This is a genomic window from Caldimonas tepidiphila, assembly GCF_003569765.1.
Classification (GTDB): Bacteria; Pseudomonadota; Gammaproteobacteria; order Burkholderiales; family Burkholderiaceae_C; genus Caldimonas; species Caldimonas tepidiphila.
In genome coordinates, this window is the sequence record NZ_QXMG01000037.1 from 23,131 (window position 1) to 36,385 (window position 13,255).

Below are 13,255 nucleotides of genomic sequence, written 5' to 3' on the forward strand. Positions count from 1 at the left end.
CGGCTTCAGGCGGTGTGCGCGCCGATCACCCCGGCGACCAGCGCGTCGGGCGCGCCGCGCACGCCGGCGCGACCGAGCGCCTCGATGACGACGAAGCGGATCTCGCCCGCCTCGGACTTCTTATCCACGCGCATCAGCTCCATGTAGCGCTCGACGCCGAGCGCCGGTCCAACGACCGGCAGGCCGGCGCGCTCGACCAGGCGCCGCATGCGCTCGACGAAGTCCGCCGGCATCAAGCCGAGCCGCACCGACAGCTCGCTCGCCATCACCATGCCGCAGCCGACCGCCTCGCCGTGCAGCCATTCGCCGTAGCCGAGGCCGGCCTCGATCGCGTGGCCGAAGGTGTGGCCGAAGTTCAGGATCGCGCGCAGACCGCTCTCCCTCTCGTCCTGGCCCACGACCCAGGCCTTGATCTCGCAGGAGCGCTGCACCGCGTGCGCGAGCGCCGCCTTGTCGCGCGCGCGCATCGCATCGAGGTTGGCCTCGATCCAGTCGAGGAAGCCAGCGTCCGCGATCGGCCCGTACTTGATCACCTCGGCGAGGCCCGCCGACAACTCGCGCTCGGGCAGCGTGTCGAGCGTGTCGAGGTCGGCCAGCACCAGCAGCGGCTGGTAGAAGGCGCCGATCATGTTCTTGCCGAGCGGGTGGTTGATCGCGGTCTTGCCGCCGACCGACGAGTCGACCTGCGCGAGCAGCGTGGTCGGCACCTGCACGAAGGGCACGCCGCGCATGTAGCAAGCGGCCGCGAAGCCCGTCATGTCGCCGACCACGCCGCCGCCGAGCGCGAACAGCACTGTCTTGCGGTCGCAGCCCTGGCCGAGCAGCGCGTCGAAAATCTGGTTCAGCGAGGCCCAGTCCTTGTGCGCCTCGCCGTCGGGCAGCCGCACCGACAGCACGCGCTTGAAACGCGCGCCCAACGTCTCGGCAAGCCGCGCCTCGTAGAACGGCGCGACCGTCGTGTTGGTGACGATCAGCGCGGTCTGCGCCGCAGGCAGGGCATCGAGGAGCGCCGGCTGCGCCAGCAGGCCGGAGCCGATGTGGATGGGGTAGCTGCGGTCGCCCAGATCGATGGCGACAGTCTGGAGGGGGCGAGGTGCACTGCTCATGATGACGAGCAGTGTAGCGGCGGGCTCAGTCTCGATCGCCGGCGGGGCGATCGGGCGCATCCGGCGGCGCAGGCGGGACGCCCTGCCCGTCGAGCACGCCGCCGAGCTCGAGCTGCATGGCGATCATGTTGACCAGCGTCTGCACCGAGGGCCGGCCGGTGTCGACGGTGAAGTGCGCGGTCTCGCGGTAGAGGGGGTCGCGCTGCGCGTAGAGCTCGCGCAGCTTCGCGAGCGGGTCTTTCACCTGCAGCAGCGGGCGCTGCGTGTCGTGGCGCAGCCGGCGGTAGAGGTCCTCGGGCGTGGAGCGCAGGTAGACCACCGTCGTGTGCTCGCGCAGCGCCTGGCGGTTCGCCTCGCGCAGCACGGCGCCGCCGCCGGTGGCCAGCACGATGCGCTCGCGCATAGCCAGTTCCGCGATCACCGCCTGCTCGACATCCCGGAAGGCGACCTCGCCCTCGCGCTCGAAGTAGGCCCGGATCGAGCAGCCGAGCCGCTCCTCGATCACCGTGTCCGAGTCGAGGAAGGGCCAGCCGAGCCGCCGGGCCAACTGCCGCCCGACGGTGGACTTGCCACCGCCGGGGAGGCCGATGAGGGAGAGAGGTGCGGTCAGTTCGATGGCTCCAGAGAATCAACGAGGATTGGCGCACCCACTCAGACCATTACGAGTGCCCTCCACACCATAACGACTCCTCACGAACGGCGGCTCGCCCTCCTGCTTGGTTGCTTCCGCGGGAACACCCAGCGTATCGATCCAAGTCGCACGGCCTTCCGTCCCCCCCACCTTACCAGACACGAGGATCTGATACTCCAGCCAACTCGCCAAATTCTGAGGATATTCGATGCGAAGCGTCACCTGCCCTTTTTCATCCGTCTTGCCATCGGGCGTAAGAATCTTGATGGCCAAGTCCGACTTCGACGGGTCCAGTTTTCCGTTCCCGTTTCCACCGAAGTCCTTGCTGTAATGAACCACTCCGTCCTTTGTGAGGCTATCTTCTTCGATCTCCCTCACGCCATTTCGATTCCGATCCTCGTTCCAGCAGGCCGCAAATTTATCATTGATCAGCGGCCCACCCTTTGGATCAAGCACCTGCTGCTCGCTGGTTCGTGGATCTTCAAGATACCAAGCCCTCCCGAAGTCAGGATTTGGCACCGGAAACCCCGTGTCCGGATCCGTGAGAGCGGGGCGAGAATCCCTGAAGTCTTGAGTAGCGGAACGTACCCAAACCTTATCTTCACCATTAAAGAACCACTCCCCCTTTGCAAAGCGAAGCAGGTCGACCGAGGCAGCGATCGACACCCCCGGCATCGCATTGCCAGCGGAATCCACCACCTGCACCACGAAATCCTGACCGTAGGTGAGCAAGTTCGAGATTAACTTGTTATTGGTGCCGACCGTCACAGAAATGGCTTCCGCAACGACAGTCAACGTGGTTGCCGTCTGATTGGGGCATGCGCCGCCGCTCAAATCCGCGTCCGTATAGCCGTAGCAAGCCCTCACCGTCACACCGTCCGTCGGGCTATAACGTGAGCCCGGGATATAGGCAGCAGTAGCTTCACCGTTCCTGTCCGAATAGACGATCGTGCTGCCTGTCGTGAAAACGCCATACTTCGTGGCGCCGACCTCTTCAAAACGCACCCTCACGTTCGGAATCGGCTTATTGTCAGAACCGACAAAAAGCGCCCGGACCGCCGCTTGATTGGAAGTGGAGGATGTATTCATGACGACCACGCTCGGATTGGCCTCGACCGAGGCCGACTTGATCGAGCCCGCCGGCACCGCATCGATCGTGTTGCTACCCGACTTCATCACCGTCACAGCCTCTTCCATCGAGACCCCACCCGCCGATGCAATAAATCGCACAACTCCCTCCTGAGAGGGTGCGGTGTAGCTGAAGGTATAGCCGCCGTTGATGTCGGTATATCCGCTGGAGACGAGGGCACCAGATCGTTCGACCTTGATCGCCTGCTTCGTCATGGGATTACCGTTGACATCCGTCAATTGATAGATGATCAGCGCCTTGCTGTCGGGGTCGACCACCTTGGGAACTGCGGTGGCCTTGAGCTTGGCACCGATCACGTCGAACTTTGCCGTACTGGACAGTGTTCCCGACTTCACCGTCACCGTCACAACGCGATTGGAACGTTCCTGCAAGCCCACGAGGATGGCTGCCGTCAACTTCCCAGTTTCGTCAGTTTTGCTGGGATAAGGCTCGAGAACCGCCCCTCCATCCACACTTACTGAAACGGCAGTGCCGGGCATCAGGTTATTCTTTTCATCGGCGGCCCTGACTGTCACATTGACCTTCTCGCCCTCGCTATTACCGACGTTCGTCTTGTCAAGCTGAACGATCAGCTTGGCAACGGGTAAATCGACAGGGTTCTCCGGATTTTTACTCACAGGCTTGCCTGGAACCGGCACACTCCCTCCCCCTCCACAGGCGACCAGTCCCAGCGCCAATGCGCTTGCAGCCAACCATCCAACAATTTTCATTTGCAAGCCCCTCTGCATTCCTTGTTCGTTCTCATTCATCGCGCCGCCGTCCGTTCAGACACGATCTTCGGCGTGATGAAGATCAGCAGTTCCTTCTTCTCGGACGAGCGCGTGCGGGTCTTGAAGAGATAGCCTAGAGCCGGGATATCCCCCAACAGGGGCACCTTGGTCTCGGTATTGCGCTCCTCCATCGTAAAGATGCCGCCGATCACCACCGTGCCGCCGTTCTCCACCAGCACCTGCGTCTTCACGTGCTTGGTATCGATTGCAAAGCCTGCCGCCGTCTGCTGGCCAACGCTGTCCTTGTTAACGTCCACATCCATGATCACGTTACCTTCGGGCGTGATCTGCGGCACCACCTCCAGTTTGAGATTGGCCTTCTTGAACTGCACCTGCGTTGCGCCACTGGAGGTCGCTGCTTGATAGGGCAATTCGGTGCCCTGCTCGATCAGCGCCTTGACCTGGTCGGCCGTAATGACTCGGGGGCTGGAGACGATCTTGCCCTTCCCGTCGGCCTCGAGCGCGGAAAGCTCGAGATTCAGGAAACGCTGCGCCGAGGCGTTGAACAGCGACAGCGCAAAGGTGGCGGGGTTGTAACCTCCTAAGCCGACTGCGGGTAGGGTGAAGAACTGAGCGTCCCCAGTCGTCGTGGAGGATGAGCCGCCTTGGCCGGTGGCGATGCCAACCGCACCATAATTGGCTCCCAGCGCAACGCGGTTGCCTTCACCTACTGGATACCCGGTCAAGGTGCCTGTATTTGCCTGTTTCAGGTCTGTGGCACCGAGTTTCACCCCCAGCGATCGGCCGAAGGAATCATTGGCTTCGACGATACGCGCCTCGATGAGCACCTGACGCACCGGGATGTCGATCTTCGAGATCAGGCGCTGGATCTCCTCGAGCTTGGAGGGGATGTCGGTGATGAAGAGCTGGTTGGTACGGGTCTCGGCGATCACGCTGCCGCGGTTGGTCAGGATGCGTGCCCCGGCACCGTCGCCCCCGCCCTCGCCGACGAGGCCCTTGGCGACCTGCTCCGCCTTGCTGTAGTTGAGCTGGAAGGACTGGGTGCGCACCGGTTCGAGCGCCGCGAGCTGCGCCTGGGACTCGAGCTCGAGCTTCTCCTTGGCTGCGATCTCGTCCTTGGGCGCGATCCACAGCACGTTGCCGGACTTGCGCACGCCGAGGTTCTTGGCCTGCAGGATGATGTCGAGCGCCTGGTCCCAGGGCACGTCCTTCAGGCGCAGCGTGACGTTGCCGGTCACGCTGTCGCTGGTGACGACGTTGAAGTTCGTGAAGTCGGCGATGACCTGCAGCAGCGAGCGGACCTCGATGTTCTGGAAGTTCAGCGACAGCTTCTCGCCGTTGTAGCCGGACCCCTGCACGAGCTTGTTGGGGTCCTCCTTGCGCGTGCGCACCTCCAGCACGAACTGGTTGTCGCTCTGGTAGGCGCTGTGCTCCCAGTTGCCACGCGGCTCGACGACCATGCGTACCCGGTCGCCCGACTGCGAGGCGGAGATGTTCTGCACGGGGGTGCCGAAATCGCTCACGTCGAGCCGGCGGCGCAGTTTCTCCGGCAGCGAGGAGCGCAGGAACTCGACCACCAGGCTCTGGCCCTGCTGGCTGATGTCGACGCCGACCTGGTTGTTGGGCAGGTCGACCACCACGCGGCCGGCGCCCTCCTGGCCGCGGCGGAAGTCGATGTCGCGCAGCGCCACCGTGTCGCGATTGAGGCTCTCGGCGAAGTGCAGCGGCTCGCCGCCCTTCGCGGCCGCCGCCTCGGCGCTCTTGTCGAGCACCAGCAGCAGCACCTTGCCCTGGACCTGTGCGCGATAGCTGGCGGCCTGCTTCAGGTTGAGCACCAGGCGGGTGCGCTCGCCGGACTGCGCGATGTTCACGGAGCGCAGGTTGCCCTGGTTGAGATCCACGTTGGGCCGCCCGATGCCGTTGGCCACGCCGGGCAGGTCGATCGCGATGCGCGGCGGCGCCTGGATGGCGAAGCCGTTCGGAACGGTTGCCAGCGGCTCGGCGAGCTCGACGCGGACCACGTCGGCTCCGAACTGCTGGCTGCTCTGGATGGAGCGCACGCTGTTCTGCGCCCAGGAGGGCAGCGGGGAGAGCAGCACGGCGCAAGCGAGGGCTGCGGCCCGCAGTGAGATCAGCACCTGGCTCTTTTGCATTTTCTTCATCGTGCTTGCTCTTGAAGCTGGAGACTGGCCGGACGCTCGATCCACTCGCCGGCGCCGTCCTGAACGATCTCCCGCAGGGAAATCTCGGTTTCCGTGATCTGGGTGATGCGGCCGTAGTTCTGGCCGAGGTAGTTGCCCACCCGCACCTGGTACAGCAGGGTGTCCACCTTCAGCAGCGCCTGATGCTGCCCCTGCCGGACCACGCTGCCGACCATGGTCATGTTGTCGAGCGGATAGGCCTCGAGCGGCTCGCGTCGGCGCTGGAGCTCGCCGGCGAGCAGCGAGTTGGGCTGGCGGTCGTCCTGCTTGAGGGCGACCAGCAGCTTCTGGCGGCTGAAGGGCTCGACGGCCGAAGCGGTGTCGTAGGTCTGCGGGTCGAACTTCTTCGGCGGCTCGATCGGCTTGACGCTCGGCTTGACTTCGAGGCGCTGCTGCTCGATCCAGGACTGCAGGTCGTCCTGCCCGCTGCTGCAGCCCCCCAGCAGCAGCGCCACGAGCGGAAGGCCTTTCAGTACTCGCAGGCAGCGGAATTCCGGCATACGTCGCATCACTTCCTCGCTCCCTGGGCATCACCGCCCTTGGCAGTCGCCTTGCGCTGAGCCTCGACCTCGGCAGGGTCGAGATAGCGATAGGTGCGTGCCGTGGCCTCCATCGAGAGCGCCCCCCCGCTGTCGCGCAGTGCTGCGCCACCTCCGCCAGCACTCGCCCCCTGCATCGAGAGGTTCAGACCGTGCAAAGTGACGATCCGCGACAGGCTCGCCACATCGGCGGCAAAAGCGCCGACATCGTGGTATTGACCGGTCACCTTGATGGAGATCGGCAGCTCGGCGTAGTAATCCTTCACCGCCACCGAACCCGGACGGAAGAGCTCGAACTGCAGCGAGCGCCCGAGACCTGCCTGGTTGATGTCGGACAGCAGTGCATCCATCTCCGCCTTGCCCGGCAGCTGGCGCTCGAGCTGCGTGACGTATTCCTGCACCTGCAGCTTCTGCTTGCGCAGCTCGCCCAGGTTCACCGCTTGGCCGAGCTTGTCGCGGTACTGCGACTTCAGTACGGGCTCGCGGTTGTGCTCGGCCTCGAGGATGTCGGCCTCCCCGGTCAGCACCAGCGTCCAGCAGAGCGCGACGGCGCCGGCGGTGGCGGCCGCGCAGGCCATCACCTTCGGAGCCAGCGGCCATTGGCCCGGCTCCTTGGGATCGAGGTCCTGGAACTGGGACTGCAGCTCCGCAAAGGCCTGATTCAGGTCCACCTTGGGTATCGTGATTTTCTTTGCCATGCCGATACCGCTTCTTCAGGACTTCTGCGCCACCGTGGCAGGGGCGCCCGGATTTGCGGGCTCCGGAGTGCCGGGCTTCTTCAGCGACACCCGCATCGAGAACTCGAACAGGCGTTTCTGCTCGCGCTGCGACACCTGCATGTTCGTCGCCTTGACCTCGACCAACTCGGGCTTCTCGAGCCACTCGGAGTGGTAGCCAGTGTTGCGCAGCAACTCGGAGACACGCTCGTTGCTGTGCGCCACGCCGGCGAGCGTGACCACCTGCCCCTCCTGGCGCAGCGAGGTCAGGTAGACGCCCTCGGGCGTCTGGCGCACCAGTTCGTTGAGCAGGTGCACCGGCATGTTGCGGTCGGTCTGGAGATCCTCGACCGCCTTCTGGCGCGCCTTGAGCGCCTCGATCTCCGCGCGCAGCGTCGCGATGTCCTTGATCTCGGTATCCAGCTTGGCGATCTCCGCCTCCATGAACTGGTTACGTTCCTGCTGCGCGGAAATCATTTGTTGCAGGTAGACGTACCAGAGCGCGGAAACGAGCAGTCCCCCGAGCGCGGAAAGCCCGAGGAGGGTGAAGAACGCCTGCTTGCGGCGCCTGCGCTTCTCCGCCCGGTGGGGCAGCAGATTGATCAGGATCATTGCAGGAACCTCCGCATCGCCAGGCCGCAGGCGGTCAGATAGGCCGGCGCGTCACGGCGCAGCTTGCTCTCGCGCAGGCGCGAGTCGAGCTTCATGCCTTCGAAGGGATTGACGGCCATCGCGGAGAAGCCGGTCTGCGCGGTGACGCTCTCCTTGAGCCCGTTGAGGGCGGCGCAGCCGCCGGCCAGCATGATGTAGTGCACCTTGTGGTGGGGCGTGCTGGTGAAGAAGTACTGCAGCGCCCGGCCGATTTCCTGCGAGAGGCTCTCGACGAAGGGCTTCAGGATCGCGCTCTCGTAGTCCTCGGGCAGCTCGCCCGACAGCTTCTTCTGCTCGGCCTCCTCAAGGGAGAAGCCGTACTGGCGCGAGATGATCTGCGTCAGCTGCGCTCCGCCGAAGGCCTGGTCGCGGTCGTACAGCAGCTCCTCGCCGCGCAGCACCTTGAGGCTGGTGTTCTCGGCGCCGATCTCGAACAGCGCGACCAGCGTCTCGCCCGCTTCGCTGGGCAGCTCCGCGATCAGCCGCCCCACGGCGAGCCGCGAGGCGTAGGACTCGATGTCGAGCACGACCGGCTTGAGCCCCGCCGCCTCGGCCAGGCCCTGGCGGTCCTGCACGCGGTCCTTGCGCGAGGCCGCGATCAGCACCTCGATGTCGCCGATGGAGGTGGTGCTCGGCCCGATCACGCAGAAGTCGAGGCTCACCTCGTCGAGCGAGAAGGGGATGTACTGGTTGGCCTCGGACTCGACCTGCACCTCGAGCTCCTCCTCGCGCAGCCCGGCCGGCAGCATGATCTTCTTCGTGATGACGGCCGATTGCGGCATCGCGAGCGCCACCTGCTTGGTCCGGGTGCCGCTCTTGGCCACCACCCGGCGCACGGCGTCGGCCACCTCGTCGAAACGCTCGATCTGGCCGTCGGTGATCCAGCCCTTCTCGAGACTCTCGGTGGCGAAGCGCTCCACCACGTAAGCGCCGCCCGGCTCCTGCCCCAGCTCGACGAGCTTGACGCTCGAGGAACTGATGTCCAGCCCGATCAGGGGCGGATTCTTGCCGCCCAGCAAGCCGTCAAGAAAGCCCACGGCGTGTCCCCCAACTCGCAAAAAATGCGCCGAATTGTTAACAAATTGCCGGCATGCTAGCAGTAAAGGCGGGCGCTCAACAAAGACAAAATCACGATCTGAGCGAGTGGCAACACACGGACTGCGTCGGCGCAACGCCTCGTGAGCTAGTTCCTGCCGCCCGCTTCCACGTGGGCCCCGGCCACGGAAGGGGCGGGAGACGGCTTCCTATAATCCGCCGTTCATCTGGTGGACTGACATGACCGATTCCGAGCGCCCCGCGCCGCGCGCTGGCGCGCCCAAGTTCCCGGCCAGGGGGCATTGGCTGCTGAGCAGCCTCGCCTGGCTCGTCGGCCTGACCGCGGCCGCGGCCCTGACCGGCGTGATGCTGGTGGGGCTGGCCCTCGCCCTCGCCTACCCGAACCTTCCCGACATCCAGGGGCTGACCGACTACCGCCCCAAGCAGCCACTGCGCGTGTTCTCGCGCGACGGCGTGCTGATCGGCGAGTTCGGCGAGGAAAGGCGCCGCTTCGTGCCGATCCGCGAGATCCCGAAGGTGATGCAGAACGCGGTGCTCGCGATCGAGGACTCGCGCTTCTACGAGCACCGCGGCGTCGACTACCTCGGCATCATCCGCGCCGGCCTCGCCAACGTCGGCGACGTCAAGAGCCAGGGCGCGTCGACGATCACGATGCAGCTCGCGCGCAACTTCTACCTCTCCAGCGAGAAGACCTTCACGCGCAAGATCTACGAGATCCTGCTGTCGCTCAAGATCGAGAGCCAGCTGAGCAAGGAGCAGATCCTCGAGGTCTACATGAACCAGATCTACCTGGGTCAGCGGGCCTACGGTTTCGGCGCCGCGAGCGAGACCTACTTCGGCAAGCCGCTGGCGGAGATCACGATCGCCGAGGCCGCGATGCTCGCCGGACTGCCCAAGGCGCCGTCGGCCTACAACCCGGTCGTCAATCCGCGCCGCGCCACGGTGCGCCAGCAGTACATCATCGACCGCATGCTGGAGAACGGCTTCATCACCGCCGAGCAGCACGCCGACGCCAAGGCCCAGACGTTGCGCTACCGCACGCCCGGCCAGATCCCGGTGCATGCCGAGTACCTCGCGGAGACCGCGCGGCAGCTCATCTACGCGCAGTACGGCGAGGAGACCTACACCCGCGGCCTCAACGTCTACACGACGATCCGCTCCGAGGACCAGTCCGTGGCCTACCGTGCGCTGCGCCGCGGCATCATGGACTACGAGCGGCGCCAGGCCTACCGCGGCCCCGAAGGCTTCGTGAACCTGCCGACGGGATCGGCCGAACTGGACGCGCGCATCGCCGAGGCCCTGGTGGACTACCCCGACAACGACGAGGTCCGCGCCGCGGTGGTGCTGAGCGCGGGCCCCAAGAAGGTGGTGGCCTCGCTCCAGAGCGGCGAGTCGATCACGATCTCAGGCGACGGGCTCAGGCCCGCGCAGTCCGGGCTGTCGGACAAGGCCACCCCGCAGATCCAGATCCGCCGCGGCTCCGTGATCCGCGTGGTGCGCAGCGGCAAGGGCGACTGGAGCATCACGCAACTGCCCGAGGTCGAGGGCGCGCTCGTCGCGATCGATCCGCGCGACGGCAGCGTGCAGGCGCTCGTCGGCGGCTTCGACTACGCGAAGAACAAGTTCAACCATGTCACGCAGGCCTGGCGCCAGCCCGGCTCGAGCTTCAAGCCCTTCATCTACTCGGCCGCGCTCGAGAAGGGCTTCACGCCCGCCACCGTGGTCAACGACGCGCCGCTGTTCTTCAGCGCCGGCAGCACCGGCAGCCAGCCCTGGGAGCCGAAGAACTACGACGGCACCTTCGAGGGGCCGATGAGCCTGCGCCGCGCGCTGGCGAAGTCGAAGAACATGGTCTCGATCCGCGTGCTGCAGGCCATCGGCACCGACTACGGCCAGCAGTGGGTCACCCGCTTCGGCTTCGAGGCGAGCCGCCATCCGGCCTACCTGCCGATGGCGCTCGGCTCCGGCTCGGTCACGCCGATGCAGATGGCCACCGGCTACTCGGTGTTCGCCAACGGCGGCTACCGGGTGAATCCCTCTCTGATCTCGCGCGTCACCGATGCGCGCGGGCAGGTGCTGGTGCAGGCCAGCCCGCCCGCGCTCGACGAGTCCCGGCGCAGCATCGACCCGCGCAACGCCTTCGTGATGACGAGCCTGATGCAGGACGTGACCCGCTCGGGCACCGCCGCGCGCGCGCAGGCCGCCCTCAAGCGCCCCGACATCTACGGCAAGACCGGTACCACCAACGACTCCCACGACGCCTGGTTCGCCGGCTACCACCCGACCCTCACGACGGTGGTCTGGATCGGCTACGACACGCCGCGCAAGCTCGGCGACCGCGAGACCGGCGGCGGACTCGCGCTGCCGGTGTGGATCGACTACATGTCGCACGCGCTCAAGGGCGTGCCGGTGCAGGAGCCCTCGGCGCCCGAAGGCGTGGTCCACGTCAACGGCGAGTGGTACTACGACGAGTTCACGCACCAGAGCGGCGTGCGCAGCCTGGGCCTGGACGAGCCGTCGGCGACGGCACCCGCGCCCGAGGAGAAGCGCAGCATCCTCGACCTGTTCCGCAACTGAGCGCCCGCGCCGGGCGCGGCCCGAGGGCTTCCCGGGGCGCGCGGGTTCTCCGTCAGGCCGAGGGGCCGAAGCTCAGCGGCTTGCCCGCCTGCTCGCTCGCGCACTCGTTGAGCGCGGCGAAGAACTCCTGGCCGCTGCGCGTGTCGACCCAGCGGTCCTCGCCCGCCCAGCGGTAGTGGTAGCCGCCGCGGCGGGCTGCGAGCCAGATCTCGTGCAGCGGCGGCTGCGTGTTGATGATCAGCTTGCTGCCGTTGGGGAAGCTCAACTCGAGCAGGCCGCCGGTGCGCTGGGTGTCGATGTCGATCACGTCGTCCTGCAGCAGCGCGTCCACGCGCGTCTCGATGGCCGACAGCACGGCGCCGGCCTTGGCGTGGAATTCGCTGTCGCTCAGGGGGGTAGGCTGGTCGTTCATGGGCGCCGGTAGAATGGAGGGATGTCGAAACGGGTGCCAAAGATTCTAGACGCCTGCTGCCGCACCCTGCTGGCGCTCGGCCTGGCCGGCTGCGGCCAGAAAGGCCCGCTCTATCTCCCGGCGCCGGCTGCGGCGACGGCTTCCGCGGCGAGCGCCCCGGCGCCTCGCGCCTCCGCGCCCGCCGCCCCCCTGCCCCTTCCCCCCGCCTCGCGATGACCCTTCCCGGCTCCCCGTTCCTTGCCTACCGCGGTGAGGAGCTCTTCCTCGAGGACTGCGCGCTCGATGCGCTCGCCTCGCGCTTCGGCACCCCGCTGTACGTCTACTCGCAGGCCGCGATGCTGGCCGCGCTCGAGCCCTACCGCCGCGCGCTCGCCGGCCGCGAGCACCTGATCTGCTACGCGATGAAGGCGAACTCGAACCTCGCCGTGCTGCAGACCTTCGCGCAGGCGGGCTGCGGCTTCGACATCGTCTCGGCGGGCGAGCTCGAGCGGGTGCTCGCCGCCGGCGGCGACCCGGCCAAGGTGGTGTTCTCGGGCGTGGGCAAGACTCGCGCCGAGATGCGCCGCGCGCTCGAGGCGGGCGTGATGTGCTTCAACGTCGAGAGCGAGGCCGAGCTCGAGGTGCTGTCGCAGGTGGCGCTCGAGTGCGGCACGCGCGCGCCGGTGAGCCTGCGCGTCAACCCCGACGTCGACGCGAAGACGCACCCCTACATCTCGACCGGGCTCAAGGACAACAAGTTCGGCATCGCGCACCAGCGCGCGCTCGTCGCCTACCGGCGCGCCGCGTCGCTGCCGGGCCTGCGCGTGGTCGGCATCGACTGCCACATCGGCTCGCAGATCACCGACACCGGCCCCTACCTCGACGCGCTCGAGCGCCTGCTCGACCTGGTCGAGGCGCTGGAGGCCGAGGGCATAGAGATCCATCACCTCGACCTCGGCGGCGGGCTCGGCATCACCTACACCGACGAGACGCCGCCCGGCGCCGACGAGCTGATCGCCCAGCTGCTCGCGCGCATCGACGCGCGCGGCCACGCCCGGCGCAAGCTGATGTTCGAGCCGGGCCGCTCGCTGGTCGGCAACGCCGGCGTGCTGCTCACCGAGACGCTGTACCTCAAGCCCGGCGAGACGAAGAACTTCTGCGTCGTCGACGCGGCGATGAACGACCTGATGCGTCCCGCGATGTACGAGGCCTGGATGGGCATCGTGCCCTGCGTGCGGCGCGACGCCCCGGCGCAGACCTGGGACGTGGTCGGCCCGGTGTGCGAATCGGGCGACTGGCTCGGCCGCGACCGCGAGTTCGCGGTGGAGCCGGGCGACCGCCTCGCGGTGCTGTCGGCCGGTGCCTACGGCATGAGCATGGCGAGCAACTACAACACGCGCGGCCGCGCCGCCGAGGTGATGGTGGCCGGCTCGCAGGCGCACCTGATCCGCGAGCGCGAGGACGCGGCGGAGCTCTTCCGGCTCGAGCGCACGCTGCCGCGCTGAG

12 protein-coding genes are annotated in these 13,255 nt (G+C 66.6%); 3 read left to right on the plus strand and 9 right to left on the minus strand.

The genetic code is table 11. The features are described from left to right. Positions 1-5 precede the first annotated feature (5 nt). Genes aroB through D3A59_RS18505 form a run of 8 tightly spaced genes read right to left on the minus strand, consistent with a single transcriptional unit; the run spans position 6 to position 8,762 of the window. Positions 6-1,106, minus strand: coding sequence for a 3-dehydroquinate synthase (gene aroB / locus D3A59_RS18475; protein WP_119156830.1), 1,101 nt, complete (start codon positions 1,104-1,106; stop codon positions 6-8). Positions 1,107-1,131: 25 nt separating this feature from the next. Continuing rightward, positions 1,132-1,716 (minus strand): shikimate kinase, encoded by a 585-nt coding sequence (locus tag D3A59_RS18480; RefSeq protein WP_119156804.1) that lies wholly within the window; start codon positions 1,714-1,716, stop codon positions 1,132-1,134. Between the two features lie 18 nt (positions 1,717-1,734). After that, a complete protein-coding gene (locus D3A59_RS25480; RefSeq protein WP_157991585.1) occupies positions 1,735-3,636 on the minus strand; it encodes a hypothetical protein in 1,902 nt (633 codons plus the stop codon). After that, a complete protein-coding gene (locus D3A59_RS18485; RefSeq protein ID WP_119156831.1) occupies positions 3,633-5,771 on the minus strand; it encodes a type IV pilus secretin PilQ in 2,139 nt (712 codons plus the stop codon). The genes D3A59_RS25480 and D3A59_RS18485 overlap by 4 nt, the downstream gene beginning before the upstream one ends. Positions 5,772-5,776: 5 nt before the next feature. Next, the gene (locus tag D3A59_RS18490; RefSeq protein ID WP_119156805.1) at positions 5,777-6,319 is read right to left on the minus strand and encodes a pilus assembly protein PilP; all 543 of its coding nucleotides are present in this window, start codon (positions 6,317-6,319) and stop codon (positions 5,777-5,779) included. Between the two features lie 8 nt (positions 6,320-6,327). Further along, the gene (locus tag D3A59_RS18495; RefSeq protein WP_119156806.1) at positions 6,328-7,056 is read right to left on the minus strand and encodes a type IV pilus inner membrane component PilO; all 729 of its coding nucleotides are present in this window, start codon (positions 7,054-7,056) and stop codon (positions 6,328-6,330) included. 15 nt (positions 7,057-7,071) lie between these two features. Continuing rightward, positions 7,072-7,686, minus strand: a complete 615-nt coding sequence (locus D3A59_RS18500) for a PilN domain-containing protein (protein ID WP_119156807.1) — start codon at positions 7,684-7,686, stop codon at positions 7,072-7,074. Next, positions 7,683-8,762 (minus strand): pilus assembly protein PilM, encoded by a 1,080-nt coding sequence (locus tag D3A59_RS18505; protein WP_119156808.1) that lies wholly within the window; start codon positions 8,760-8,762, stop codon positions 7,683-7,685. Before D3A59_RS18505 ends, D3A59_RS18500 begins: the two co-directional genes overlap by 4 nt. 238 nt (positions 8,763-9,000) lie before the next feature. On the opposite strand from D3A59_RS18505, the gene D3A59_RS18510 reads away from it, so the two are divergent. Then, a complete protein-coding gene (locus tag D3A59_RS18510) occupies positions 9,001-11,358 on the plus strand; it encodes a penicillin-binding protein 1A (RefSeq protein ID WP_119156809.1) in 2,358 nt (785 codons plus the stop codon). Between the two features lie 52 nt (positions 11,359-11,410). On the opposite strand, the gene cyaY is transcribed toward D3A59_RS18510, so the two are convergent. Next, positions 11,411-11,749: an iron donor protein CyaY gene (gene cyaY / locus D3A59_RS18515; protein WP_119156832.1), complete on the minus strand. Its 339-nt coding sequence runs from the start codon at positions 11,747-11,749 to the stop codon at positions 11,411-11,413. 42 nt (positions 11,750-11,791) lie between these two features. On the opposite strand from cyaY, the gene lptM reads away from it, so the two are divergent. After that, entirely contained in the window at positions 11,792-11,986 is a 195-nt protein-coding gene (gene lptM, locus D3A59_RS26870; protein ID WP_119156810.1) for an LPS translocon maturation chaperone LptM, read from the plus strand. Further along, positions 11,983-13,254 carry a diaminopimelate decarboxylase gene (gene lysA, locus D3A59_RS18525; protein ID WP_119156811.1) on the plus strand — a complete coding sequence of 424 codons (1,272 nt, stop codon included), beginning with the start codon at positions 11,983-11,985 and terminating at the stop codon, positions 13,252-13,254. The genes lptM and lysA overlap by 4 nt, the downstream gene beginning before the upstream one ends. Position 13,255: the final 1 nt, after the last annotated feature.

Coding starts and splice junctions, on each gene's coding strand:
- aroB (WP_119156830.1), bottom strand. CDS start 1,106: ATGAGCAGTGCACCTCGCCCCCTCCAGACTGTCGCCATCGATCTGGGC.
- D3A59_RS25480 (WP_157991585.1), bottom strand. CDS start 3,636: ATGAATGAGAACGAACAAGGAATGCAGAGGGGCTTGCAAATGAAAATT.
- D3A59_RS18485 (WP_119156831.1), bottom strand. CDS start 5,771: ATGCAAAAGAGCCAGGTGCTGATCTCACTGCGGGCCGCAGCCCTCGCT.
- D3A59_RS18490 (WP_119156805.1), bottom strand. CDS start 6,319: ATGCCGGAATTCCGCTGCCTGCGAGTACTGAAAGGCCTTCCGCTCGTG.
- D3A59_RS18495 (WP_119156806.1), bottom strand. CDS start 7,056: ATGGCAAAGAAAATCACGATACCCAAGGTGGACCTGAATCAGGCCTTT.
- D3A59_RS18500 (WP_119156807.1), bottom strand. CDS start 7,686: ATGATCCTGATCAATCTGCTGCCCCACCGGGCGGAGAAGCGCAGGCGC.
- D3A59_RS18510 (WP_119156809.1), top strand. CDS start 9,001: ATGACCGATTCCGAGCGCCCCGCGCCGCGCGCTGGCGCGCCCAAGTTC.
- lptM (WP_119156810.1), top strand. CDS start 11,792: ATGTCGAAACGGGTGCCAAAGATTCTAGACGCCTGCTGCCGCACCCTG.
- lysA (WP_119156811.1), top strand. CDS start 11,983: ATGACCCTTCCCGGCTCCCCGTTCCTTGCCTACCGCGGTGAGGAGCTC.